The sequence below is a fragment of the Acinetobacter sp. 10FS3-1 genome, from assembly GCF_013343215.1.
GTDB lineage: Bacteria > Pseudomonadota > Gammaproteobacteria > Pseudomonadales > Moraxellaceae > Acinetobacter > Acinetobacter lwoffii_C.
On the sequence record NZ_CP039143.1, the window covers coordinates 660,408 to 684,066 of the forward strand.

23 protein-coding genes and 1 pseudogene are annotated in these 23,659 nt (G+C 42.9%); 19 read left to right on the forward strand and 5 right to left on the reverse strand.

What is annotated here, in order from left to right; translation table 11 throughout:
• The first annotated feature begins 62 nt into the window (after positions 1-62).
• Positions 63-1,154, forward strand: coding sequence for a histidinol-phosphate transaminase (gene hisC, locus E5Y90_RS03055; protein ID WP_174659372.1), 1,092 nt, complete (start codon positions 63-65; stop codon positions 1,152-1,154).
• 93 nt (positions 1,155-1,247) lie between these two features.
• On the opposite strand, the gene E5Y90_RS03060 is transcribed toward hisC, so the two are convergent.
• A complete protein-coding gene (locus tag E5Y90_RS03060; protein WP_174659373.1) occupies positions 1,248-2,606 on the reverse strand; it encodes an anthranilate synthase component I family protein in 1,359 nt (452 codons plus the stop codon).
• Between the two features lie 262 nt (positions 2,607-2,868).
• Here E5Y90_RS03060 and E5Y90_RS03065 point away from each other — a divergent pair, with 262 nt between their 5' ends.
• The 6 genes from E5Y90_RS03065 to E5Y90_RS03090 all read left to right on the forward strand — a co-directional run bounded on the left by E5Y90_RS03065 (position 2,869) and on the right by E5Y90_RS03090 (position 10,941).
• Positions 2,869-3,894 carry a DUF6160 family protein gene (locus E5Y90_RS03065; protein ID WP_174659374.1) on the forward strand — a complete coding sequence of 342 codons (1,026 nt, stop codon included), beginning with the start codon at positions 2,869-2,871 and terminating at the stop codon, positions 3,892-3,894.
• Positions 3,895-4,078: 184 nt separating this feature from the next.
• A complete protein-coding gene (locus tag E5Y90_RS03070) occupies positions 4,079-4,912 on the forward strand; it encodes a C39 family peptidase (RefSeq protein ID WP_151204347.1) in 834 nt (277 codons plus the stop codon).
• A 35-nt stretch (positions 4,913-4,947) separates the two neighbouring features.
• Positions 4,948-6,165 carry a hypothetical protein gene (locus tag E5Y90_RS03075; RefSeq protein ID WP_174659375.1) on the forward strand — a complete coding sequence of 406 codons (1,218 nt, stop codon included), beginning with the start codon at positions 4,948-4,950 and terminating at the stop codon, positions 6,163-6,165.
• Positions 6,166-6,177: 12 nt separating this feature from the next.
• Positions 6,178-7,842: an OmpP1/FadL family transporter gene (locus E5Y90_RS03080; protein ID WP_174659376.1), complete on the forward strand. Its 1,665-nt coding sequence runs from the start codon at positions 6,178-6,180 to the stop codon at positions 7,840-7,842.
• Positions 7,843-7,849: 7 nt separating this feature from the next.
• Positions 7,850-8,977: a putative pilus assembly protein FilE gene (gene filE, locus E5Y90_RS03085; RefSeq protein WP_174659377.1), complete on the forward strand. Its 1,128-nt coding sequence runs from the start codon at positions 7,850-7,852 to the stop codon at positions 8,975-8,977.
• Between the two features lie 20 nt (positions 8,978-8,997).
• Positions 8,998-10,941, forward strand: a complete 1,944-nt coding sequence (locus E5Y90_RS03090; protein ID WP_174659378.1) for a hypothetical protein — start codon at positions 8,998-9,000, stop codon at positions 10,939-10,941.
• Between the two features lie 444 nt (positions 10,942-11,385).
• On the opposite strand, the gene E5Y90_RS03095 is transcribed toward E5Y90_RS03090, so the two are convergent.
• Positions 11,386-11,934, reverse strand: a complete 549-nt coding sequence (locus E5Y90_RS03095) for an NUDIX hydrolase (protein WP_174660547.1) — start codon at positions 11,932-11,934, stop codon at positions 11,386-11,388.
• Positions 11,935-12,056: 122 nt separating this feature from the next.
• Between E5Y90_RS03095 and E5Y90_RS03100 the strand changes: the two genes are divergently transcribed.
• From E5Y90_RS03100 to E5Y90_RS03135, 8 genes are all read left to right on the forward strand, one after another.
• Positions 12,057-12,671 carry an NUDIX hydrolase gene (locus tag E5Y90_RS03100; protein WP_151204353.1) on the forward strand — a complete coding sequence of 205 codons (615 nt, stop codon included), beginning with the start codon at positions 12,057-12,059 and terminating at the stop codon, positions 12,669-12,671.
• 14 nt (positions 12,672-12,685) lie between these two features.
• Positions 12,686-13,216, forward strand: coding sequence for a gamma carbonic anhydrase family protein (locus tag E5Y90_RS03105; RefSeq protein ID WP_151204354.1), 531 nt, complete (start codon positions 12,686-12,688; stop codon positions 13,214-13,216).
• A 217-nt stretch (positions 13,217-13,433) separates the two neighbouring features.
• Entirely contained in the window at positions 13,434-14,099 is a 666-nt protein-coding gene (gene tsaB, locus E5Y90_RS03110; RefSeq protein ID WP_174659379.1) for a tRNA (adenosine(37)-N6)-threonylcarbamoyltransferase complex dimerization subunit type 1 TsaB, read from the forward strand.
• Between the two features lie 16 nt (positions 14,100-14,115).
• Positions 14,116-14,940, forward strand: a complete 825-nt coding sequence (locus E5Y90_RS03115) for an undecaprenyl-diphosphate phosphatase (RefSeq protein ID WP_151204356.1) — start codon at positions 14,116-14,118, stop codon at positions 14,938-14,940.
• On the forward strand, positions 14,934-15,752 hold the full coding sequence (locus E5Y90_RS03120) for a class I SAM-dependent methyltransferase (protein ID WP_174659380.1): 819 nt from the start codon (positions 14,934-14,936) through the stop codon (positions 15,750-15,752). Before E5Y90_RS03115 ends, E5Y90_RS03120 begins: the two co-directional genes overlap by 7 nt.
• 124 nt (positions 15,753-15,876) lie before the next feature.
• Positions 15,877-17,259, forward strand: a complete 1,383-nt coding sequence (locus E5Y90_RS03125) for a C13 family peptidase (protein ID WP_151204358.1) — start codon at positions 15,877-15,879, stop codon at positions 17,257-17,259.
• A 44-nt stretch (positions 17,260-17,303) separates the two neighbouring features.
• On the forward strand, positions 17,304-18,140 hold the full coding sequence (gene fghA, locus E5Y90_RS03130) for an S-formylglutathione hydrolase (protein WP_174659381.1): 837 nt from the start codon (positions 17,304-17,306) through the stop codon (positions 18,138-18,140).
• A gap of 227 nt (positions 18,141-18,367) precedes the next feature.
• Entirely contained in the window at positions 18,368-18,562 is a 195-nt protein-coding gene (locus tag E5Y90_RS03135) for a hypothetical protein (RefSeq protein ID WP_174659382.1), read from the forward strand.
• Here E5Y90_RS03135 and E5Y90_RS03140 read toward each other — a convergent pair.
• On the reverse strand, positions 18,552-18,857 hold the full coding sequence (locus E5Y90_RS03140; RefSeq protein WP_174659383.1) for a DUF2218 domain-containing protein: 306 nt from the start codon (positions 18,855-18,857) through the stop codon (positions 18,552-18,554). The two genes, E5Y90_RS03135 and E5Y90_RS03140, sit on opposite strands and share 11 nt — an antisense overlap.
• Before the next feature lie 169 nt (positions 18,858-19,026).
• Here E5Y90_RS03140 and rpe point away from each other — a divergent pair, with 169 nt between their 5' ends.
• From rpe to E5Y90_RS03160, 4 genes and pseudogenes are all read left to right on the forward strand, one after another.
• Entirely contained in the window at positions 19,027-19,713 is a 687-nt protein-coding gene (rpe, locus tag E5Y90_RS03145) for a ribulose-phosphate 3-epimerase (RefSeq protein WP_174659384.1), read from the forward strand.
• Between the two features lie 637 nt (positions 19,714-20,350).
• Positions 20,351-20,668 carry a quaternary ammonium compound efflux SMR transporter SugE gene (sugE, locus tag E5Y90_RS03150; RefSeq protein ID WP_151204363.1) on the forward strand — a complete coding sequence of 106 codons (318 nt, stop codon included), beginning with the start codon at positions 20,351-20,353 and terminating at the stop codon, positions 20,666-20,668.
• Positions 20,669-20,737: 69 nt separating this feature from the next.
• Positions 20,738-21,220 (forward strand): methylated-DNA--[protein]-cysteine S-methyltransferase, encoded by a 483-nt coding sequence (locus E5Y90_RS03155; protein ID WP_174659385.1) that lies wholly within the window; start codon positions 20,738-20,740, stop codon positions 21,218-21,220.
• Between the two features lie 35 nt (positions 21,221-21,255).
• Positions 21,256-21,918: pseudogene (locus E5Y90_RS03160) on the forward strand (nuclease-related domain-containing protein).
• 52 nt (positions 21,919-21,970) lie between these two features.
• On the opposite strand, the gene E5Y90_RS03165 reads toward E5Y90_RS03160, so the two are convergent.
• Both E5Y90_RS03165 and E5Y90_RS03170 read right to left on the reverse strand, forming a co-directional pair.
• Positions 21,971-22,906, reverse strand: coding sequence for a tRNA dihydrouridine synthase (locus E5Y90_RS03165; protein ID WP_174659386.1), 936 nt, complete (start codon positions 22,904-22,906; stop codon positions 21,971-21,973).
• Between the two features lie 260 nt (positions 22,907-23,166).
• Entirely contained in the window at positions 23,167-23,646 is a 480-nt protein-coding gene (locus E5Y90_RS03170) for a hypothetical protein (RefSeq protein ID WP_228723970.1), read from the reverse strand.
• Positions 23,647-23,659: the final 13 nt, after the last annotated feature.

The following is a 23,659-nucleotide window of genomic DNA, read 5'->3' on the forward strand; positions in this document are numbered from 1 at the left end:
CAAACCCTCTTCTGAAGAGAAAGGGCTTACCCTGATGTAAGTTGAGTATAAAGAGAAAGAAAATGTCAAATATCACTACAGAACAAATGCGTTTTTGGAGCCCTGAAGTATGTGAGCTAGAGCCTTATGTACCAGGGGAGCAGCCCAAAATCCAAAATTTATTAAAATTAAATACCAATGAAAACCCATATCCGCCTTCTCCAAAAGTGGTGGAAGCGGTGCAAAAAGTGTTAGCCAATTCAGCAGATGTATTACGTTTATATCCAGATCCAGATGCTGCCGAACTCAAACAGGCCATTGCAAAACAGCAAAATGTCGCTGTTGAAAATGTCTTTGTTGGTAATGGTTCTGATGAAGTGCTTGCGCATATTTTTAAAGCATTTTTTGTGCAAGAGTTGCCCTTGCTTTACCCGGATATTACCTACAGTTTCTATCCGGTCTACAGTCAATTCTTTAGGGTGAAAACCAAGGCTCTGCCATTAAATGATGACTTTGAGATTGTGGTAGATGATTATAAACAGCCAAATGGTGGGATTATCATCACCAATCCAAATGCGCCAACTAGTATTGCCTTAGGCTTGGCAGCGATTGAAGAAGTACTTCAGGCCAATCCAAACTCCGTGGTTGTCATTGATGAAGCCTATGTGGATTTTGGTGCTGAATCTGCCGTCAGTCTGGTGGAGAAATATGAAAACTTGGTGGTCTGTCAAACAACGTCGAAATCTCGGTCGCTTGCAGGCTTACGTGTGGGTTTTGCCATTGCACAGCCACACTTAATTGCAGCACTGGAAGCAGTAAAAAACAGTTTTAACTCTTATCCGATGGATCGTTTTGCCATAGCTGCGGCAGTAGCCTCTTTTGAAGATCAGGCTTATTTTGAAGCACAAAATCAGAAGGTGATAGCCAGTCGTGAACAGCTGATTGCCCAATTAACTGAAATCGGATTTAAAATTTTACCATCGAGTGCCAACTTCATTTTTGTAACCTTGCCTACAAAAGATGCGAGTGAATTAGCAGCAGAATTACGTGAACGAGGTATTATTGTACGTTACTTTAATAAACCGCGGATTAACCAGTATCTACGGATTACTATTGGAACGGATGAGCAAAATCAGCGTTTAGTCAATACATTGAAAAATGATATTTTGGCCTGATTCTATCTCTTTTAATCTTCCTTTTATCAACACAAACTCTTGTCTTTTCTAACAGGAGAGTGAGACAAAATTTGAATCTAATAAAAGCGAATCTCAGGATTCGCTTTTTTGTAGATTGGGCATATACCAGGTATTTAATAAATCTATCATGGCTGAAACTTTATCAAAGCATTCCTGATATTCAGCATCACAATCAGAGGCAATGGTAATACCGCCGCCTGCCCATAAGGAAATATCTTGCTGGTACTTCTGAATGGAGCGAATCAGAATATTCCAGGAGCCTGTACCATCCTGATTAAAATACCCCATCGAGCCACAATAGGCACCGCGCGGAGCACCTTCTAGTTCTTTAATGATCTGCATGGCACGAATTTTGGGAGCACCGGTAATTGAGCCGCCGGGAAGGGCAGACATTAGTACCTCAAAAGGGTTTACTTCAGGTTTCAATTTTGCTTCCACCTCGCTCACCATATGATGTACTTGATTAAAGCTTTCAATATTAAAAAGTTTTGGTGTTTTAACTGAACCTGTTTCCGCATAAACACTCAGATCATTACGTAACAGGTCAACAATCATGACATTTTCTGCCATATCCTTTTTTGAAGATTGTAATCTTTGTTTCGATTGTTCATCCTGAACTGGATCACTATAGCGTGGCATAGTGCCTTTGATCGGTTTGGTGATGATTTTGCGATTCGCTTCAAAATCAATAAACAGCTCGGGCGAACAGCTTAATAATTCAAAATCATTAATTTTTAAATACCCTGAATACGGTGCATCAGTCAGTTGCCAAAATTTTGAGGCAATTGCTAATAATGAGCCTTCGGCCTGAGCCACAAACTCTTGGGTTAAGTTAATCTGATAACAGTCACCAGCAACAATATAATCCTGAATTTTTTGAAATGCCTGATCATAGGTAGATTTATTCCAGCGTGGTTGACAGAGGTTTTTAAGTTGAAGTTCTGGCAGATGGGAGGGCTGAATTAAAAGGCGCTGAATATAATTAAACATCTCGTCTGCTTGAGGATCATCACTATAAAATATCCAGTCCCCGGCAATCGGTTTAATATAAGAGTTAAATTGACCTAAAAATAAAGCAGGCTGGGATTTATTTGGATAATCAACCTGCTGTTGAGCAGCATAATCATAGCCAATAAAACCGACATAGCCTCCTGAAAAACTATTCGTTTCATTTGTCATTGTATGCTGATCATGAAGGAAATTTATATCAAATTTCATATTATGAGGGTGATATTGATCAATACCGATTCTTTTAAATCCCCTCACTTGTTCAGCCTGAACAATAAAATATTCCCGTGCACAGCAGGCAATAAAAGGTTGGCCATCATTATTTAAATAGACCAGATGATCTAGGCTGTTTAATGTAGACAGCATATCTTCAAGCAAAGGAGATAGAACTTTTAAAGGACGTTGATACAAGGTCTTGGTCATGCAAATTAATAGATTTCGAGATGACCTGTTATTTTATATCAAGCAGCACAAAAAATACTTTTAAATCGCCAAATACCGTTTGTCGGTAAGCCGTAGATTGCGACCAACGACAGTTGATCAAAATCCGCCTCAACGCTAAGTTAAGTGGGCGAGCAAAATTACTCAAGGAAAGATGTTTTGGGTTGTTAGAAAATAAAAAAATACAACCTGAACACTGAGTGATTCACAACCAAAAAAAATAGTACTCTTGGGAGAGTAAACAATGAAAAAATTCACTAAATTAGCTTTAGCGACTTCAATTGCTTTCAGTGCAAATGCGATGGCGATGCAAGCCATGGATGATGCATCTCTTAGCGCCACAACGGGTCAAGATGGTATCAATATCGGGATCGGTATTTCAAAAATTGAAATTGATAAACTTTTTATTCATGACAATGATGGTTTAGATACTAGCCCTGCGGGTGGAACAGCTACAGCGGGTGCCATTGTAATTAAAGGTGATGGCAAGGCCGGCAGCGTAAATGAAAATCATGGTCTCGTCATTGGTGCAAACTATGACTCCCTGTTGGCGTCTAAGAACTTGGCTGATTTGCAGATTGACTCGGATGCGGGTAATACTGCCAATGGTGGGGCATTCTTAAATATTGCTGCGCAAGTTTCAGGTTTAAAGATTAATATTGGTGAAATTGGTGTAGCTGCATCGAATGCTATGCCAGATGCAAGTGCGACTTCTATCCGTCGTGGTGCTTCTACAAGCAATTATAATGCGATTTTAAGTGGCCTGGAAATCGTAACCGGTACAATGGATGCGAATATTCAGGTCGGTGCTGCTCCTCAAGGTGCAATGATCAAGTTAAATACAACAATGGTGGGCGGTCTGGAAATCAAAAACCTAGGTATCCTTGATAACTCGACAAAAGGTAAATCTATTGGCGAGGTTACAGTTGGCGGTAATACTGTTTCTGTAGCTCCTCAAGAAGCGGGTGAAATCTTTATCGAGAGTATCAAAGTGGCTGATGCAAACTCTAAAGATTTAACCATTAGTCAAAATATCTCCGTATTTAATGATGCTTATGTTGGCCCTTCTACCACGGTCGGTAAGGCTGCACATCTCCGTATCGTAAGTAATGATACGGGGGCAAAAGACCAATATATTAAAGGCATCCATTTAGGTAGCCGCACCGCAGGTTCAATTGGTGATATGGAAGTCCAAGGTCTTCAAACTTATTATTCGCCAACTGCTGGCACATATACAAAAGGCGCAGTTATTACGATTTCTGGTCGTTAATATTGCATAAAAAAGCGCGTGTTTACACGCGCTTTTTTTACGCATAAATATTTATCTGAAAAATAAAAAAATGCTGTTTTTTTTTGAAAAAAAAGGTATCTTGCTAGTTACAAGGAAGTAGAGTGAATACTCTATAAAAATAAAAGTAAGCATATTCTGCTGATGATAAGAAAAGTTAATAAATATGTTAGAGATTGCGTTGGGCTCGGCATTGATATATTACGCTGCCAAAGAAGCTCTGGATATTAAAAAACAGCCGCAGGGAGCTGTTCACTATACTGAAGTTCTTGATTCACGAAATGATTCTTTTGTGCGTATGCACCGTGAACCGGTAGAAGTCAAACCTGCTATTTTCGAGCAGTTCCAGGGAATTGTACGCCAAGCTTATGATTATAGCTGCGGTTCCGCTGCACTCACCACCTTGCTGAATGGTTATGTAGGCACACAATTAGATGAAGAGCAGGTGATGAATGGTCTGATCAAATTTGGTGAAACAGACAGAATCATTGAGCGCCGTAGCTTTTCTCTTCTTGATATGAAGCGTTTTGTGGCTGCTTTAGGTTTGGAAAGCGGGGGGTATCGTGGTGAGTTCGACGATTTGGTCAAACAGGGGCAGCCTGCAATTGTGCCTATTTCTTATGCAGGATTTAAGCACTTCGTTGTTTATAAAGCTTATAAAGATGGACGGGTTTATGTAGCTGATCCGGCATTGGGGAATATCAGTTTTGATGTACAGCGTTTTAAAGATATTTGGGAAAATAACACTCTCTATTTAATTAATGTGCCAGAACAATATCGAAAAAATTTCTTGACCTTAAAAGACACCGATATGCGGCATGTAGAGGATGCAACGATTAACCGTTATGCCTTGGTTGACCTGCAGTATCCACAATTTTATATGGATAAAATTGCTGATAAAGCTTCAACAATCCGTATGGACCGTAATCGCAATACAGAATCAGAGCAATTTGGGGAATATCAATATAATTTCCTAAGGCTGTATTACAAAAACAAATAAAACCAGAACCTGGCTATAAAAATTAAAATGGTGAAATGGATATGAATGGTAAATGGATGAACAAGACGTTTTTGGTACTCAGTATTCAAATGGTAATGGGAGTTGCATTTGCTGCTGAAGAACCTGCATTGGGTGAATATGAAAGTGTGGATGAAGAGGTCATTGAAACTGCTACAGCAGCTCAAACCAGTCAAGTTGAATCATCTTCTGTTGAAGATGTAAAGCTGGGTGCAGATGAAATAGTCCAGGAAGAAATAGCTACTGACACTACAGCCTCTGTAGAAACTCAAACGCCAGCCCAACCTCAGGCAACACAAAGCACCAATGCCTCTCAAGCCTTACAGCAACAAGAGGGCGATACTACTCAGGCTGGAAATTTAGAAGAAGTATTTACTTCAAATGAGCGTCAATATTCACTGATTAAAAAAGGTGAGATTTCCTCTTATTATGATATTGATTATACCTATTATCGAGATACTCAGCTTGATATGGAAATGGCGCAAGGCCAACTTTACCAGCTACGTGTCCAGGAAAATGCAACGCATAGTCTGACCAATACATTCACTTTTCAATATGGTTTAAAAGATAATTTAACTTTAACAGCATCCTTACCTTTGGTGGCGAAAAGTGATCTGTTAAAAGACACCTCTACGGCGGGACTTGGAGATATTAATTTAGGCGCACGATGGGAACCCTTCCCGCTAAAAGCTGGCCGTTTACCACTCATTTTATTTGGCAATATCTCGACCAAAACTGGTGAAAGTCCTTATGAAATTAATGCCGCAACGGATCTGGCAGCAGGTAAGGGTTATTATTCTGTTGGTATAGGTGCAAGTACGCGCAAGTATATTGATCCGGTGGTTCTCTTTGCTTCCGTCTCGGCAAACTATGGATTCAAAGAATCCGGTTTAAACCAAATTCGCGGCCGACGCATCATTGAAGAGTTTGATCCAGGCATTAGCGGTGGTTTTGCTTTCGGTTTTGCCTATTCATTTAATTATGATGTTTCGATGACCATGTCTTATCAGCAAAGCTTTAACACGGGCGCAGAATTTAGCTATAACACGGGCGAGAGCTATTCGGCTGCAGATCAGACCAGTTCAACTTTTGCAATTTCTCTAGGAGTGCGGGTGTCTCCAGAAACGATTGTGAATGGAACCTTGGGCTTGGGTTTGACAGAAGATGCACCAGATGTTTCGTTGGGGCTTTCCTTCCCATTGGATATTTTAGGTTTCGGCAAGAAAATCAGTTAAGAGGGCTGTCGTATGAAGAATATTCGACTCAGCCCGTTATTAACAGGAATTATTCTTGCGGGCTGTTCAAGTTATACCTTTGCACAGTTGGGAACCAACCTTTCGGTTGATTTGCGTGCATTGTCCATGGGGAATGCGGTGACTGCAGACCCTCCAGGGGTGAATGCCATTCACTTTAACCCGGCAGGACTTACCAAGATTGATGGTCTGCAAACCGAGCAACAAATTATTATTGCAGATTTCAATATTCAGCGTGAGTTTAGTGTTCCAGCAGGCTATAACGTCTTCGGTTATTCTGATGATCCTCTAGTCTGTCACGACGGACCAGAAGTTTCATCTGACCTGTGTACCGACTTCAAGGGACCAGTTAACGGCGATGTAGAATATGTCAGCCTGTATGTGCCTATTCTGAAAAAAATGGTGGATTTGGGAGAAGGTTTGCCGATTGCGGCACCGACGATGGGAGTCGCTTATAATCCACCTGGATCGAAAGCAACCTATGCTACAGCTGTATATGCACCTTTAATTGCAGGTTTTGGCCATGAAGATGGTAATCCCGCCAACTTTATGGGACAGCAGGTCGCTTTGGAAAGGATCACTTATCTGTCCCCATCCATTGGTTATGAGATTAATGACCAGCTTTCGATTGGGGCATCTGTGGGAATGTCTTATCAGGCCGTTGCCATGAAAACAGATTTACGTTTTCCGAATGAGCTGATCGGCATGTTACGTATGATTGATGAAGTCGTATGTACACCATTTAAAGAAAACTCCGACATCATTACCGATATTTTATTACTCGGAATCTGTAATGCTGAAGAGGGGGTGAATCCATTTGGTAAATTTGGCCAAATGGAGCTGGCACTGGAGCAGAACCTCAGTCCAAGTTATAACTTGGGTATCTTATGGGAGCCAACGGAAGACTTTAGTTTTGGTATGGTTTATCAAAGCGCGGCAAAAATGCGCTTAAAGGGCAAATATCATATTGATAATGCTAAAGCACCTCAGGAATTGATTCGGGGATTAATGACTTCACCAACCGGTCAGATCCTGGCTGCGATTCTGGGTTTTCCCAATTATATTCCTAGCAGTGAATCAGGGCTGGTGGCCATGGATTTTGAATATCCAGCCCACTTTCAGGCCGGTATTAAATATAAACTCATGCCGGATTTACAAGTTAATCTTGATATTGGCTGGACTGACTATAAAGCATGGGAGCAGTTTAAATTTGAATTTGATCGTAGTATTTCTGCTTTAAAAATTGCCAAACTTTTATCCCCGCATGTCACGGATTCTTCGCTTGCCTTGCCTTTAGGATTTGAATCGCCGTGGAACTTCGGCATAGGAGTAGAATATTCAGCAACCGACCGTTTAAAACTACGTGCGGGCTATGAGCCAAGAACCAGTGCAATTCCTAAGGATAAACGAAATACGATGGTTCCTATTAATGGGGCACAGTTATTTGGCCTAGGTCTGGGTTACCGTTTCGATGCTGATACCGATCTGGACTTATCTATTGGCTTTCTGCGCAGTAAAGATAACATTCCTGCCAACACCAGTAGCCTGGCGAATCAGACAGGTGTCAATAACCTGTTGCTCAACCCTTATGCAGGCTTGAATGTCAAAACAGATACCAAGATTACTATTTTAGGTTTGAACTATCGTACACGCTGGTAAGAAAAATATGATGAAAGCAGGGAAGACAGGGTTAAGGCTATTACTCGCCATGAGTTTGGGATCATGGTCATGGTATAGCTATGCTAAAGAGTTTATTAGCATCATTGGTCCGGATGGCCGACCTTTGGTAGTGCCGCGTACTGCGAATGAGCAGAAAACTAAGACAAAAAAAGTTCAAACTGCTCCAGTATCTCACTCTTCTCCCAAAGTCCTTTCCCAACAGGCACGGCAGAAGTCACAGAGTGCATCAGAAAATAATGTGACCAAGGCTGAGCCAGAAATGAGGTTGGTACAACCAGTACAACTACGAGCTAAAGTCGGGTATCCAGAGGTAGAGGCAGCTACACAGGTAACAAGTTTTTCAGCTTCCAATGTATCTCAATCCAAACCTCAGCAAGCTGTCACACTTCCTCATCCCACACCAGCTCCAAAGAGTGGATTTAGTCACATAGATGGCGTGGATTATGTAGAGAGTGAATATCTGGAAAGCAAAGAATTTAATTTAGAAGGCAAAAAGCGTTTTTACAGTATGCCGGAAGGAGTGGTGGATAAGAATATAGGATCAACCCGAATACAAACGGTTGAGCGTGAGAAAGGCGTTGGGCAGTCTATTCTAAAATCTTTATTTGCTGGTCCGAGTGTAGATACGGCTCCTATTACACTTGCGCAAAGCTATTATCGTATTTCACAGTCAGAAACTGTTGAGAGTCTGGGACAGCAATGTTTTAAGCATAAAAAAGTTCAGCAGGCCAAACACATGATTGTAGGTAAACGTATCAATTTATGGCCACGCGCACCTTTAAAGGCGGATGAGTTTGATTTTGAAATAGTGAGGCTTGATCCGGGTATTAAAAATGTACAGATTCAGTCTTATGCAGCGCGCCAGCATAATCCTGCTTATTACTGGCCATTTGCAGTATTTTTAGATCAGAAAGCTTGTGTACTCGAAGGAGCAGGGGGCTTTAAAAGTCAGCAACAAGCAGCGAATATTATACGACATGAGTATATTGAAGGGATTATCCAGGTCCCAGAACAGGCTCGTTATCTGTTATTAACGCCATTAGCTTCAGCGATTGATATTGAAGACAAGCAGCTCACTAATTACGGACAATTAAAACTGGTCGCAATTCGTTAAGGATAATTTGAGTAAAAAAAATGAAAAAGAATTTATTATATCCATTTGCTTTAACTACCCTGGTGATGGCTTTAACCGCCTGCGGAGGAGAAAGCGCCAACGTCATACCAGAACCCGAGGAAGCGACAACCAACGGCTCTTGTAATCCTACAGCAAGTAACTGTCTGGAATGGGGGCTTGAATATCCATTAGATGGTCTGAATTTTAATTGTAGCGGAGACAAAGAAAATAAGTTTATTACTTTGTTTAATGTACGCGATGGAGTGGCTTCAGGAAGCTGCCGGAAAACAGATCATGTGGAATTTTATATTGAGAGTCATGGTGGACGTAAGATTGAGCTTGGATCAATTAAACTGGGTGAGTTTCTGAGCTTGAGCACGACCAGCCAGCTTCCACGCTTGGGTGTTCTGGATATTGCCAAAGGTATTACTGGCCGATCTGTATATGAGTTGAAACCTTCGGATGCCACGGTTCAGGTAGCGATGAAACTGGTGAAAATCTGGCAGACCATGGCACTAGATCAAGGGAATATTTATAATCCGACAGATGTACAGCCGCTCTATATCGAAGATAGTCGTAAAGCCCTGGATCAGCTCAGCAAAAATATTAAATTGACGGATACTGACTTTGTAGAAATCCTGAAACCGGCACTGGATATTAGCAAGATTAGTGATGAGCAGGCATTTAAGGTGGTGGAAAAGTTAGCCAATATTGCCAATGCTGCGGTCTATCAGCCAGAATTTTCTTTATTCTCCACATCCGGGATTATCGGCAATCAGTTCTCGGGTTCAGATGGCCTGACGGGATGTAATAAACCAAGTTGTGATATTAAAGATAAAACAAATAAATACTTGTTTGGTCATTTCATGTTGATTACCGATCGTCAAGGCTATACTTTCGGCAGTGGACTGCAATGGCGCGATAGCCAGTTAAAGCTTGCTGATAGTAATCTGAGTTCACTCGGAGGAATCAATGCCGAGTTAATCCGTAAAGTCAAACCCCAGCAGATGACCGCAAATCCTCAGACCTCATGGATTCACCCTGCAACTAAGACTATTTCAAATTATAAAATGAATATTGGGCATAAAGAGGCAAATAATGAGAGCCAACTTGAGGTTTATCAGGGGCGTTTGCTCAGTGATTATGTGATGGCTGGAAAAGAAAATTTCTATAAACTGATCACTGGTAAAACCAGTTTAGATGACAATGACCGTGCAAGCTTAGGCTTATGGCGTATGAATGCGGACAGTGAAGATTATAGGGGAAGCGTAGATCTTTATAAGATTTATCCAATCAGTTATCTGGACCGGCAGGTTTTTAAAACAGTTGAAAATGTTCGCCCAGGAGAGAGCTATATCTTTCCAATGTACGGTAATCTGGAGTTTAAATTTACAGAGAGCAGTGTTGATCCGGTGACAGTCGGAATTATGATTGACAGTAATGGCAATGTGCGTACCAACCGTCAGTCAGCCACCCAACTTTCGACTGATCCAGTGAATGGTTGTATAGGGGACATCTTGGCAAATAATCTTTTGGATGAAAGAGGCGTGCAACAATACCGACTCGGGACTTTGGGGCGTGCTTTTACCCAGGATAAAACGGTATCCATGCGTTTGATCTTCGCAGATCCGGTGTTTGCTTCATTGAATGGAGCCTTGATTGGACTGAACTCGAGTATTCAAGGTTCAAGTAATTCAGCTGATCTGATTGTGGTCGGGGGAGCGCTACTGAATTTAAACCATGTGCTGAGTACACCAGTTGGACAAACAGGACGGGTCAGTTTCGCTAACTCTGCTGGAGAAAATGTTGGTTGGGCCAATACCTATGCCAGCTTCCAGAAAATTTATAATAACAATAATACGGATGAGAGCCCTGCTGATATCGAGGTGGCGAAATATAGTGGTGGAGAAGTCTCTTTTAGACTGGCTGAGTGTTATCAGGTTAAGGCGAAGACCAATGGATAATAAAAGTTATAGATAAGTAACCTGTCTTAAAGCAGGATGCCAGTCAGTGAAAAAAAATTGACTGGCATTTTTTGTTTGAGGTTCCTGAAAGTAGCTGTTCAAAAACCTCATTTATAATTCGATCCAGAAAGTACCACTGTATTTTGAAATATAAAGTGGACTTATATTAAAAATGACGGTTTCTAGAATAAGTGTAAGAGTTGAGGGTCATAGTGCGGTTTTGACATCCATAAAAGCTAAGAACAGATGTTGGCTTTTGCAGAGATTTTTGGTGTAGATGAGAGGTTTTTATTTTGCTGAAAAAATAATTTATTTAATTCAAGTTTTTGAATATATTAGAAAAATAAGCGTTTGTTAGGGAAAATAAAAAAATATTTCTAAGGTTTCTTACTGATCACGCTTCATTTTAAGCCAAATTTTTTACTGATTTTCCGACTTTATCATTTAACCGGTGTGATCCAGACGTGTACCGAGAGTTTCCAGATGCAGCGGGAAATGATGAGTTTTACGGTCTTCAAAATAATGCCGAAGTGTCTGCTCTACACTTGGAAAGGCCAGTTCCGACCAGGGAATATTTTCTTCCTCAAACAGTTGGCTTTCGATGGTTTCTTCACCCGCGCCAAATTTTCCATTAAGCAGGGTGGACTTAAACAGGACATAAATCTGGCCAATCCGCGGAATATTATACATACAGTACAACTGTTCAATCTCGATTTCAGCCTCGGCTTCTTCACGAGTTTCTCGCGCTGCCCCTTGTTCCATGGTCTCAAACAGTTCCATATAGCCGGCGGGTAAAGTCCATAAACCATAACGTGGTTCGATTGCACGGCGGCAGAGCAAGACTTTGTTTTCCCAGACCACCAAGGCACCACAAATAATTTTGGGGTTGATGTAATGAATATATCCACAGGTGGTACATACCTTGCGAAGCTGCTGGTCGCCTAAAGGAATTTTATCTGTTGTCGTATGTCCACAATTCACACAGAAGTTCATATTCATCATCAATGATACTGGGTAAGGTCAGGATAACTGAAAAATCAAATTTTGGCATCATTTCTATCCAGTTGAATCAAAAATCAGCTATGATGAAATCATCCTTATCAGGAGAAAAATCAATGCATGAGCTGGAATTGACACAAAAGTTACAGCAACGTTTACGTTTTTCCAAACGTATTCAGATTGCACATGCTGCTGTGTTGATTGCTATTACAGATGAAGCTAATCCCAAAGTATTACTGACACGCCGTTCGGCTTATCTGAATAGTCATGCCGGAGAAGTTTCCTTTCCAGGCGGGAAACGTGATCCACAGGATACCAGTAATATTGTCGTGGCTCTGCGAGAAGCCTATGAGGAAACGGCACTCAGCCCTTTTGATGTACATTTAATGGGTGACCTGCCCATGCAAAAAGCCCGAAATGGCATGCTGGTCAAACCGATTGTCGGACTGATTCCACCACAGGTTGAGCTGATTGCTCAACCTTCAGAAATTGACCGGATATTTTTTGTTTCTTTACAGCATTTGCTGGATGCCCAGCCGATACCTTATGAAGTGCGCTTTGCTCAGCAGTCCTTATATTTTCCGAGTATGCGGGTGGAGAATGAAATTGTCTGGGGCCTGACGGCGCGTATGTTGATTTCATTATTTCAGTATGGTTTGGATTATAAAAAAGACTGGCCATTTTTACTGAATTCACCTGTGTTTACACGCTCCAAATTTTTTAACTATTGAACAGGATTTCAGCCATGTTATACAAGTTTCAGGGACATATGCCTCAAGCACTGCATCAACCGTGGGACGGTTGGGTTGCCCCGACTGCGACAGTGATCGGGCAGGTCGAACTCGGCAAGCAGGTTAGCATCTGGTTTGGTGCAGTGGTCCGTGCAGATAACAGTAAAATTCATTTGGGGGATTTTACCAATGTACAGGAAAATGCTGTGCTACATACTGATGCGGGCATTGAGATGCATATCGGCAATTATGTCACCATTGGTCATCAGGCGATGTTGCACGGCTGTACCATTGGCGAGAATAGCCTGATCGGGATTCAGGCCGTGATCCTGAACCATGCAGTGATTGGTAAGAATTGTATTATTGGCGCCAATGCCTTGATTCCGGAAGGCAAAGTAATTCCTGACAATTCGGTCGTGATGGGATCTCCTGGCAAGGTTGTCAAGACTCTGGATGAAGCCAGTATTCAAAAGCTGAAAATGAGCGCGATGCATTATGCCGGGCATTTTCCGAAATTCCAGGCTCTGGAAGAAGTTCAGCTCTAATTCAAAATTTTATCAAACTTAGAGCTGTTAACACGTCATAAATAGATTGGGCTGTGGATCAGGCATCGCTTTGTTCGCAGCACAAAAGGATAAGCATACTCTCCAATAAGCCTAGATTTTTCTAGGCATTTTTGTATCCTGCTCGTGAAAATCTCGCCTAGAAGATAGCAGTGGAGTATTATATCTGCGTTTTTATATTCTCTGAATAAGGGTGTGCATGAAAGTGCTGGCACTGGAAACTGCCAATGAGCAGTGTTCCATTTCTGTGATTGATGATACTCAAACGTTATTTTTTCAGCTGGATGCGCGCGCCAAGGCACAAACGCAAACCATTCTTCCCATGATTGAACAAGGCTTGAACGAGTTGGGACTAGCTGTAGCTGATCTCACCGCGATTGCTTTTAGCCGTGGACCGGGTTCATTTAGTGGCGTCCGGATTAATGCAGCAGTGACTCAAGCCCTGGCCTGGTCAAATGACTTGCCAGTGATTCCTGTCTCGACTTTACAGGCTTTAGCACAGGCAGCTTATCGTTTGCAGGGGCTAACCGAAGTCTCTGCTGTGCTGGATGCGCGCATGAACGAAGTTTACATTGCTAGCTATCGGCTTGATGATGCAGGCATTATGCAGCCAGTCCATGAAGAACAATTATTAAGTTATGCCGATGGGGCTAAGGCTGCCATATTTATGCCAGTAGGTTCAGGTGTCGAGCTGGTTCAAAATGAACAGTCTGATTATAAAACAGTGAGTGCAACTGCACAGGATATTGCAGTCATTGCACGTGCGGCAGCAAAAAATGAAAACTGGGTCAGTGCAGAATTAGCATTACCTGTTTATTTACGTGAGAACGCGTGGAAAAAAATTCCAGAACAAGGCAAAGCATAATTAATTAGGATTAAGCATGGATCTTTTACTGCTGCTCAAAGCGGCAATCATGGGTATAGTCGAAGGTATTACCGAGTTTTTGCCTATTTCCAGTACTGGGCATCTGATTTTGGCTTCAGAGTTAATGAACTTCTGGAGCAAAGAAAAAAGTGATGTATTTGTGATTGCCATTCAGATGGGAGCAATTGCTGCGGTTATTTATGAATACTGGACCCGACTCTGGGGTGCGGCGACCGGGATTGTAAGTGGCGAACCTCAGGGACGCCGTTTGGGTATTGGATTGATACTGGCTTCTATTCCGATTGTGCTGGTCGGTCTGACTTTGGGACAAACTGTCAAAGAGCTGTTATTTAACAATATTGCGATTGCCATTGGGCTGATTGTGGGTGGCCTGATCATTATCTGGATCGAAAAGAATCCTCCGCAGGTGCGCGCCAAAGAGGTGGAAGATCTGACTATTAAAGATGCGGTCTGGATCGGACTGATTCAGGTTTTGTCCTTGATACCGGGCACTTCACGCTCGGGTGCGACCATTATTGGGGCGATGTTCCTCGGTGTATCGCGTAAGGCGGCAACTGAGTTTTCTTTCTTTCTGGGAATTCCGGTGATTGTGGGGGCGGGTCTGCTCGACCTGTATCAAAGCTATGGGGTTTTCCATACCACCGAAGACTGGGTCGTGCTGGCAGTCGGGATTTTGGTGTCCTTTGTTTCGGCCTTGCTATTAATCCGTGCTTTGGTGGCATATGTAGCCAAACGCGATTTCATGATCTTTGCCTGGTACCGGATTGTATCCGGGCTGCTGATCTTGTTATTTGCCTATACAGGTTGGACATTATGGTAAACCAGATTCGTCTCTATACCGAATCTGACCATGTAGAGAAAGCACAGCACTTTGAGGCTGTGCTTTCTTCTCGTGGAGTAGAGACTGAAATTGTAACAGTAGAACAACTAAATGCTCGCTTTCTCCGTTTACATCCCGAGCTTGGTCTGTGTGTCGATGTGGACGGCTTGTGGCTATGTGCCAATGGCATGAAAATGCAGCCTGACTGGCAGGCCGAAACGGCCCGTTTAAAGCGTGCATCTTTAAAGTCGGAAATGATCGCCCGTGCCTGTAATCTGGCAGAAAAACCGTTTCTGATTGATGCGACGGCGGGTTTGGGTCATGACAGCCTGTTAATGGCACATTTAGGTGCCCAAGTCACTCTGGTAGAGCGGCACCCGATTTTATTTACCCTGCTGGAAGACAGCCATATCCGTGCCCGTCAGGATACCTTTTTGAGTCAGGTGGTTGCGCGTATTCATCTGGTTTTTTCTGACTCGGCAGATTATTTAAAATCCCGGGTGGAACAGAAAAACCTGGTCGATGTGGTGTATCTGGACCCGATGTTTCCACAGCGTGACCAGAACCAGCAAGCGCCCAAAAAGCAGGCACAGGTCAAAAAGCAGATGCAGCTCTTGCACCTGCTACTGCCAGAAGATGGAGAAATGGATCTGGGCGATCATCTGCTGGAACTGGCACAGGATATTGCAAAACGGGTGGTGGTAAAACGTCCGCGTCTGGCGGTTTTTTTGGCGGGCAAACAGCCAGATCATCAGTGGCAAGGTGATGCTTGCCGTTTTGATGCATATTTTCAGCATGAACTTGTAGCTTAATATGATAACTGCTTCTAAATTAATCAAGGATTTGTTATATATGTAACAACTGGCATTGATAAAACTATTATCAGACATACACTTATTCAACACTTGAGCGAGCTATTTATCTCCCTGACCTCCTATGATCGACTTTAAACCCTCCATTAATTTTTGGCATGATTTTAAAAGCAACCAAATGGCTGGAGTATGGTTATTTTTAGGATCGCGACGCTCGTTGCAGCTGGTGCGTCCTTCCATTGTCCAGCTGGTGTTTTGGGGAGTTTTGGGTGGCTGTGCCAACAGCCTGTTTAGCTGGCTGAGTTCTGGCCGTATTGGTGATTTTAACTCGCAAGGTCTGATCAGCTATGCGCTCTGGCCTTTTATTGCCCTGATTGTCGGGATTTTTCTGTCCCAGCGGATTAATAATCCACGTTTGATGCTGGTGCCGGCCTTGTTATGGCTGGTACTCGATACGCATATCATGCTGTTTCAATCTCTGATTCAGTATCTCGGGGATATCGATTATCTGCCTTATGTGTTGTATCCGTATATTCCGACCCTATTTGTGGTGCTGTTTGTCTGGCAAAGTCTGGCAGTGGTCTGGGTGATCTCGCGTGAGCTGCAATGGCCATGGTGGGAACGGGCGCTGATTATACTGGCCACTTTATTTACTCTGGTGGTCTGGCAGATTTCGATTAAGGACCAGCCGATCTGGAAAGTGGAGGAAACTCCGCCAAGTTTTGCAGAAGATGCCTTTTATGCACAGCCGACGCTGCTGAATAAAGCGCTGGACAATATTCAGTATGGTGAGTTTGCCCAGTCGCACTGGTATTTTATGGGGATTGCTGGCGCCAGTTACCAGGATGTGTTTTATTCGGAAATCGAGCGGATTAAAGAACAGTTTGATACCCGTTTTGGTACCTATGGCCGTTCCATTGCCCTGGTGAATCATCCAGCGACCCGCACCCAGATACCGATTGCCTCCAGAACCAGTATGGAGTTGGCGCTACGCCGCATTGGCCAGCAGATGAACCGTGAAAGTGATGTGCTGTTTTTGTATATGACCTCTCATGGTTTGCCAAATACTTTTGAAATGGAAAATGCACCTTTGGATCTGGCACAGGTCGATCCGAAATGGTTACGCGAGACGCTGGATGCTTCCGGCATTCGCTGGCGGGTGATTGTCATTTCCGCCTGTTTCTCAGGAAGCTTTGTCTCAGCCTTGCAAAATGATAATACTCTGGTTATTACTGCTTCTGCGGCGGACCGCCAGTCTTTTGGCTGTTCGAATGAAGCCGACTATACTTATTTTGGTCGCGCGTTTTTTGATGAAGCCATGCGTGAGAACAGCAGTTTAAAAGCGTCTTTTGAACAGGCCGCAAATACAGTAGCCAAATGGGAGTCTGCTCAAGGTTTTGAGCCATCAGAACCGCAGTGGATGATTGGCAAGAATATGGAACTGATGTTGCCGCAACTGGAGCAGCAGTTATTTCCAGAGATGACAACCGTGAAACAGTCTCCTTAAATATTTTTTTCGCAGCAGGTCTGCAAGCAGAATAGGGATATAGCATGGAACTTGTACAGAACAATAGAAGCTTCGACGGTGAACAGCGGATTTATCGTTTTGATTGCAAAACCTTAAAAACCCCGACCAGATTTGGAATTTTTCTGCCGCCTCAAGCGCTGGCCGGGGAGAGCTGTCCAGCACTGTTTTACCTTGCTGGCCTGACCTGTACTGAGGAAACTTTTGCAATTAAGGCTCATGCACAGCGTTTGGCGGCACAATTGGGCCTGATTCTGATTACTCCGGATACCTCACCACGTGGAGAAGGGGTGGCAGAAGGCGACAACTGGGATATTGGTCAAGGTGCCGGATTTTATATCAATGCAACCCAGACACCTTGGGCTGAGCATTATCAGATGGAAAGCTTTATCGTAGATGAGCTTTACCAGCTGGTGAGTGATGAGTTTGTGATTCAGCCAGGCAAAATCGGGATTTTCGGTCATAGTATGGGTGGACATGGCGCGCTTACCCTGGCTTTTAAATATCCTGAAAAATTTAGCTCTGTCTCGGCATTTGCCCCGATCTGTGCGCCAAGTCAGTGTCCATGGGGAGAAAAAGCCTTTAGCCATTACTTGGGTGAGAACCGGGCTGAATGGCAGCAACATGATGCAACTGAGCTGATCAAAGCCAAAGGGGTTTTATTTAATGATATTCTGATTGATCAGGGTTCTTCTGATCAGTTCTATAATCAGCTGAATCCGGCGCTGTTTCAGCAGGCCTGTGACAGTGTGCAGCAGAAACTCACACTACGTGAACATCCGGGATATGATCATGGCTATTACTTTATTCAAAGTTTTATCGATGATCATTTGCAGTTTCATGCGGTACAATTACAACCTTAAGTGACTTTAAGGCTTATATAACTAAAAGAAAAAATAGCATGGGCCCAATTAGAGCGTGGCCCATGTTCTTAGGAATCAATTCTTATAATAAAAACCAGGATAATTCATGCAAAACTCAAGCAATATTCAGTCTTCTTTTGAAGATTCCGGGACCTTATCTTTTCCAGTTGAGCCTCGCGTCAGCAGCCTAGGCTTAGGCACTGTCCAGCGGTTATGCTTTAAATGCCTTGTATAAGCAGCATATTTCCCCCCGACACTTTGCTCATTTGCTTGATCGGCTGGCCGAGACGAATCAGCAACAAGATGGAAAAAATCAGGCTGAAAATTCTCTCGGGGGTTTTCTGAGCAGCTATCCGGCAACTGCTGAGCGCATTCAGGCAGTCAAAGCTTTTGAGCAGGAACACGCCCAACTTACTCCTTAAATTTTTTATCGGAGTCATGGTACTGCCACTCGGCAGTCAGTGGCTCCTGTCCCATACGGATCAGATGATCCAGAACCACATTTTCAAGTTTATTCAGGTCAGTAGATTTATCTGTGCTTTGAATCGTTACGGTAAGATGATCTGCCTCGGGTGTCAGACTCACTTCTGCACCTGGAAAATGAATCAGGAAATTTTGTTCGGTTTCATCAATATTAAATTTATGTTTCCAGTGATTAGCCAGGCGTTTGGCAATTCGTGAAGCTTGTTGCGTCTGGATATGGGCAATACTTTTCATCAGTTTTCTACACTATTCATCATTATCCTGCACTTTAAACCAAGTCCTGATCAAGTTATAAGCTTATCAGCGTGACACAGTGTTTTATTCTTGCAACATCAAGAGCACAGTCGCCGGACCGGATTTGCTATAATGAGACATATCCAATTTCAGCTCATTAGGTTCTTCCATGTCCAAACCTTATTTAATTGCCCCCTCAATTCTGTCTGCCGATTTTGCCCGTTTAGGGGAAGAAGTGGAAAATGTCTTAGCCGCTGGGGCAGATGTGGTTCATTTTGATGTGATGGACAATCATTATGTACCGAACCTGACCTTTGGTGCAGGCGTATGTAAAGCTCTAAAAAACTATGGCATTCAGGCGCCTATTGATGTGCATTTGATGGTCAAGCCGGTTGATCGTATGATCGGGGATTTTCTTGAAGCAGGTGCGGATATTATTACCTTTCATCCAGAAGCTTCTGACCATATCGATCGTTCCTTGCAGCTGATCAAATCGGGCGGTGCAAAAGCAGGTCTGGTCTTTAACCCGGCCACGCCGTTGCATTATCTGGATTATGTTATGGACAAGGTTGATCAGATCCTGCTCATGAGTGTGAACCCGGGATTCGGTGGACAGAAGTTTATTCCAATGACCTTGGACAAGCTGCGTCAGGCTCGTCAGCTGATTGAGGCCTCAGGTCGTGATATTCGTCTGGAAGTGGACGGAGGAGTGGGGCCTGCGAATATTCGTGAAATTGCGGAAGCAGGTGCCGATATGTTTGTTGCAGGCTCAGCTATCTTTGGTAAACCGGATTATAAAGCTGTGATTGATGAAATGCGTGCAGAACTTGTTAAAGTCGGACAGGTTCAACTTTAATCGTTAGAATGTTTAAAGTGCATAAATCTGTGGATAACTTTATGGATAAGTGTGTAGATATCTATGTTGATAACCATATGGATAAGTTGCATAAAATGTAAACATTTGTGACTCGTTTGATTGCTTATTAGACAAAAAAAGTATAAAAAGAATTCGATTAGAGTTCTTTTTATACAGTGTATGCCTTTAATTCAGCGAGTGTTTATTCACCAGCTATGAGTATTTAGGCGAGTCAAAAAGTAATCAATAAGTAGAGGGTCTGGCTTGAATCATATGAGATCTCCACGCTATTCTTTAAATTTAATTGATATGTATTACTTAATAATTTGCGGATAACTGTGAGTTTTATTGTTAATAAAATTGATTAAATGAAAATGGAAAGAGTAACTAGGTATTTCTCCAGATTCAGCATAAGTTGAATGTAAGGCTCTGTCTTGAGTATTTGGGTAAGGCAGGGTTAAATTAGATCTCTTTTAGTCAGGTTTTGTAAAAATTACAGTTCTAGAAACTGGATTGTATAGCCTCTATTTTCCTTATTCAGGAGGAACGACCTCCCTTGTTAGTTGCTTATTTAAATGGAAATTAACAGGAAAAATCGTCAGGACGGCCTGACTCTGTCATATAGGAGGAAGGCGAAATGGCCTGGATCATCTTAATTCTTGCGGGTTTATTTGAAATCGTGTGGGCATATTCAATGAAATTGTCTGACGGATTTACCCGGCTCACCCCAAGTCTTGTCACGCTGTTTTTTATGGTGCTGAGTTTTGTGCTACTGGCGTATGCCATGCGCACATTGCCCTTGGGGACGGCTTATACCATCTGGACTGGAATTGGAGCCGTTGGCTCATTTCTGGTTGGGGTGTTTATTCTGGGTGAGCCGGCTACGGCCATGCGCATGCTGGCAGCGGTGCTGATTATTTCCGGTCTTGTGTTGATGAAATTATCTTCATCTTAAAGCCTGTCGCACGTTTCAAAATTCCATTAAAATGAATAAGAGAACACTTCATTTTAGAGGAGTATGGTCATGCAGCTGAGTTATCTGAATATGGATTCACCTGTAGGGCAGTTGCGACTGGTGGCACATGAAACGGCACTGGTGGCTGTACTCTGGGATGGCGAAATGCCCCATTGGTTTAAATTGGCGTCACTGGTGGAGGGCCTGCAACATCCGGTATTAATTGAAACCAGACGCCAATTGCAGGAGTATTTCTCCGGTCAGCGCAGTGCCTTTGACGTACCTTTAGAATTTATCGGGACTGATTTTCAGAAAAAAGTCTGGCAGGCCTTGCTGAATATTCCCTATGGTCAGACCCGAAGCTATCGTGACATTGCCGAGCAGATTGGCAACAGTAAAGCTGTGCGTGCTGTCGGGGCAGCCAATGGTAAAAATCCGATTTCGATTATTGCGCCTTGTCATCGCGTGATTGGCAGTAGCGGCAAGCTGGTTGGATTCGCGGGCGGCCTAGACAAAAAAGAAATTCTGTTAAATATTGAACAAAAACATTAAGCTTTAAGTATCTAAAATAATTGAATAATTAAAATATGGAAAATTCTACAATATCGATATTTGGCTCACTCTGGTCAAATATAGGGTGGATTCTTCTGCTTTTCTTTGGTGTGATGATTTTTAAATTATTCAAGCCCTTTCTGAAAGGAAAGCTGGGAGAATTTACCGTTGCTATGCATGCCAAACTTTATCTGAAAGATCCGCAATATCTGCTGCTGAATGACCTGACCTTGCCAGATGGGGAGGGCGGAACCACACAAATTGATCACCTGTTATTAAGCCCTTAGGGAATATTTGTGATTGAAACCAAAAACTATAAAGGCTGGATATTTGGAAACGAGCGACAAAAAATCTGGACCCAGAAAATCTATAAAAACAGTTATAAATTTCAGAATCCGATTCATCAGAACTATAAACATATTAAGGTCCTAGAGCAGCTGCTGGCAGATAGTGTAGAACCAGATCTTTTGCATTCGGTGATTGTATTTATGCCGGATGCCGTGTTTAAAACGCCGATGCCACCTCAGCTATTTCGGGGGGCAGGCTGGACGGACTATGTGAAAAGTTTTGATCAGCCGATGATTTCCGGAATGAAATTAAAACGGATACAACTGCGACTAGAAAAAGAAGTTTTAGAAAAATCCTGGAAAACCAATCGGGAACACGTAGAAAATTTAAAGCAGCGTAAGCAGTTATAGGTTTTTATGGGCTCATCAAAAAGCCTTTGAATCATTCAAAGGCTTTTGGGTTTTAAATATTTGAAGCTTTCAGTTTTTCGGTAATCTCGGCCAGAACCTTAATCCGTTTTACTTCATCCCATAAGGCTTTGGCTTCCGGATAATGTTTCGACATCATGCCCAGCCATTGCTTGTAGCGGCCAACCATGCCAATTTCAGTTTTTGCCGGCCCATTGATAAAACGAATTTGCAGTTGCAGCAGGTCATTCCAGTTCAGTAACGGCATATCCGAATTTTGACGGATACATTGAGTCAAGTCGGGTGTGGTGACTGCACCGCGACCAATCATCAGGTCTTCACAGCCCGACTCCAAACGGCATTGCTTGGCATCGGCATTGTTCCAGATTTCACCATTGGCAATAACATTGATCTTGAGTGCCTCACGAATCGGCTGTAACTGATCCCAGAATGCAGGCGGAGTATAGCCATCGGCTTTGGTACGCGCATGAACAGTGACCCAAGACGCTCCCGCATCTTCAATGGCATGCGCATTGTCCAGCATGAAATTGCGATCCATGTAGCCTAAGCGCATTTTGGCCGATACTGGAATGTGTGCAGGAACGGCATCACGCACAGCTTTGACTAACTCATGCACAACTTCAGGTTCATCCAGTAAAATCGACCCACCACGATGACGGTTCACGGTTTTTGCCGGACAACCAAAATTCAGGTCAATTGCCGGTGCGCCCATTGCGGCCACTTTGACGGCATTCGCTGCCAACATCTCCGGGTTATTGCCCAGAAACTGCACATGGACCGGCGTGCCGGCAGCAGTTTTGCCCTCATTTAACAGTTCCGGGCAATAGGTATGATAAACATGATCGGGCAGGATGGAGTCGGTGACGCGGATAAACTCGGTGACACACCAGTCAAAGCTACCTACGGATGTTAGTACATCGCGCATAATCGGATCGGTTAAGCCTTCCATGGGTGCAAGAACAAGTTTCAACGTGGCTACCTGTAAATTCGAAAAATGGAGTTATACGTTTTTTTACTAGGGTTGTCTAGCCAATCCAAATGTTTACCAGTTAACTGACAGCCAGCGTGATTGTAGCGAAGACCAAAACTAAGAAAAGGATGTCTGATAATTACATCCCCCTTAATTTACAAAATAGTTGTTACTTGATTAATCATAAATGGGGATTAAGATTAAAGGCATTTAAAACTTGGCTTAAGCTGATTCAAGCACAAGCCAAGTCTTGATCAGAATTATAAACGGCGACATTGACCTTCTTTGTCACCATTGACTCGGTTATTACCACCGATCGGTTGAATCCGGTTAGATTCGCATTGCAAATTACCGTCTACCACATTGTCATTTACAGTAATTTTTTGGGTATTCTTTTTCAGCTGGATATCGCCTTCTACCTGATTGGCAGTAAGCTGAATTGTCTGACCATCTTCTAGCTGGATATTGCCGTCGATCTGGTTATGTTGTGCCAGAACCGAGCTAAAACGTCCTTTCGATTCCAGATTGCCATCAATCGCCGTATTTAAAATCACTACTTGTGCACCCTGATACAGCATGACATTGCCTTTAATCGTGGCATTATCAATCTGACAGTGTTGACTGATACTGACATTGTCATCAATCGTACGATCTTTAATGCTACCGTGACAGTGATAATCTGCGAAACTTGCGCTCGATAAACAAAGAAGTGCTAAACCTGAAATGACTTTTATCATCATGAACCTTAGGGTA

What these genes read in the sequence shown, in the direction of transcription:
- hisC (WP_174659372.1), top strand. Translation starts at nt 63, where the DNA reads ATGTCAAATATCACTACAGAACAAATGCGTTTTTGGAGCCCTGAAGTA.
- E5Y90_RS03060 (WP_174659373.1), bottom strand. Translation starts at nt 2,606, where the DNA reads ATGACCAAGACCTTGTATCAACGTCCTTTAAAAGTTCTATCTCCTTTG.
- E5Y90_RS03065 (WP_174659374.1), top strand. Translation starts at nt 2,869, where the DNA reads ATGAAAAAATTCACTAAATTAGCTTTAGCGACTTCAATTGCTTTCAGT.
- E5Y90_RS03070 (WP_151204347.1), top strand. Translation starts at nt 4,079, where the DNA reads ATGTTAGAGATTGCGTTGGGCTCGGCATTGATATATTACGCTGCCAAA.
- E5Y90_RS03075 (WP_174659375.1), top strand. Translation starts at nt 4,948, where the DNA reads ATGGATATGAATGGTAAATGGATGAACAAGACGTTTTTGGTACTCAGT.
- E5Y90_RS03080 (WP_174659376.1), top strand. Translation starts at nt 6,178, where the DNA reads ATGAAGAATATTCGACTCAGCCCGTTATTAACAGGAATTATTCTTGCG.
- filE (WP_174659377.1), top strand. Translation starts at nt 7,850, where the DNA reads ATGATGAAAGCAGGGAAGACAGGGTTAAGGCTATTACTCGCCATGAGT.
- E5Y90_RS03090 (WP_174659378.1), top strand. Translation starts at nt 8,998, where the DNA reads ATGAAAAAGAATTTATTATATCCATTTGCTTTAACTACCCTGGTGATG.
- E5Y90_RS03095 (WP_174660547.1), bottom strand. Translation starts at nt 11,934, where the DNA reads ATGAACTTCTGTGTGAATTGTGGACATACGACAACAGATAAAATTCCT.
- E5Y90_RS03100 (WP_151204353.1), top strand. Translation starts at nt 12,057, where the DNA reads ATGCATGAGCTGGAATTGACACAAAAGTTACAGCAACGTTTACGTTTT.
- E5Y90_RS03105 (WP_151204354.1), top strand. Translation starts at nt 12,686, where the DNA reads ATGTTATACAAGTTTCAGGGACATATGCCTCAAGCACTGCATCAACCG.
- tsaB (WP_174659379.1), top strand. Translation starts at nt 13,434, where the DNA reads ATGAAAGTGCTGGCACTGGAAACTGCCAATGAGCAGTGTTCCATTTCT.
- E5Y90_RS03115 (WP_151204356.1), top strand. Translation starts at nt 14,116, where the DNA reads ATGGATCTTTTACTGCTGCTCAAAGCGGCAATCATGGGTATAGTCGAA.
- E5Y90_RS03120 (WP_174659380.1), top strand. Translation starts at nt 14,934, where the DNA reads ATGGTAAACCAGATTCGTCTCTATACCGAATCTGACCATGTAGAGAAA.
- E5Y90_RS03125 (WP_151204358.1), top strand. Translation starts at nt 15,877, where the DNA reads ATGATCGACTTTAAACCCTCCATTAATTTTTGGCATGATTTTAAAAGC.
- fghA (WP_174659381.1), top strand. Translation starts at nt 17,304, where the DNA reads ATGGAACTTGTACAGAACAATAGAAGCTTCGACGGTGAACAGCGGATT.
- E5Y90_RS03140 (WP_174659383.1), bottom strand. Translation starts at nt 18,857, where the DNA reads ATGAAAAGTATTGCCCATATCCAGACGCAACAAGCTTCACGAATTGCC.
- rpe (WP_174659384.1), top strand. Translation starts at nt 19,027, where the DNA reads ATGTCCAAACCTTATTTAATTGCCCCCTCAATTCTGTCTGCCGATTTT.
- sugE (WP_151204363.1), top strand. Translation starts at nt 20,351, where the DNA reads ATGGCCTGGATCATCTTAATTCTTGCGGGTTTATTTGAAATCGTGTGG.
- E5Y90_RS03155 (WP_174659385.1), top strand. Translation starts at nt 20,738, where the DNA reads ATGCAGCTGAGTTATCTGAATATGGATTCACCTGTAGGGCAGTTGCGA.
- E5Y90_RS03170 (WP_228723970.1), bottom strand. Translation starts at nt 23,646, where the DNA reads ATGATGATAAAAGTCATTTCAGGTTTAGCACTTCTTTGTTTATCGAGC.